This is a genomic window from Protofrankia sp. Cr1, from assembly GCF_963555865.1.
Lineage (GTDB): Bacteria > Actinomycetota > Actinomycetes > Frankiales > Frankiaceae > Protofrankia.
On sequence record NZ_CAUVXO010000463.1, the window covers coordinates 2,266 to 2,771 of the forward strand.

General features: G+C 70.2%; 1 protein-coding gene. It reads right to left on the minus strand.

The features are described 5' to 3' along the window. The coding region (locus U9980_RS23760) for a tubulin-like doman-containing protein (RefSeq protein ID WP_322769968.1) at nt 1–506 on the minus strand (506 nt) is incomplete at both ends.

Sequence of the window (506 nt, forward strand, 5' to 3'; positions counted from 1 at the left end):
TGCCGGTGGCGGTGAGTTCCGTGCCGGCGGTGGAACCGTTCTGATCGTCCACCAGGCGGAACAGGTCCAGCAGGGCGCGGCCGGCGTTGAGCCGGGCCCGGCGCCCACCGCCCATCCCCTCCTCGAACGCCGACGGCATGAGCACGAGCGGATAAATCTGCGCCCGGTAGTCCGTCCGCTGGAACGCCTCACCGATCAGATACAGATAGTCGTAGAAGATGCCGGCGCCGGTGCCACCGGCAACCGAGAACGCGACGAAGACGTCGCAGGTCTGGCCGAACCGCCCGCCGAGCCGGGACAACTCGTCACCGGAGTTTCCGATCATCCCGATCGCCCGCGCGATCGGCTGCTGAGCCGGTTCCAACCCGTTGCGGAACGTCTCGAACAGGGCGGCCCGCCCAACCGTGGGCAGCTGCCCGGCCCCGCGGACCAGCGGCGCCACCCGTGGCTCCCCGGCGGGCGGCGGCAGCCATCCGCGGATGAACTTTCGGGCATTGGTGCGCAGA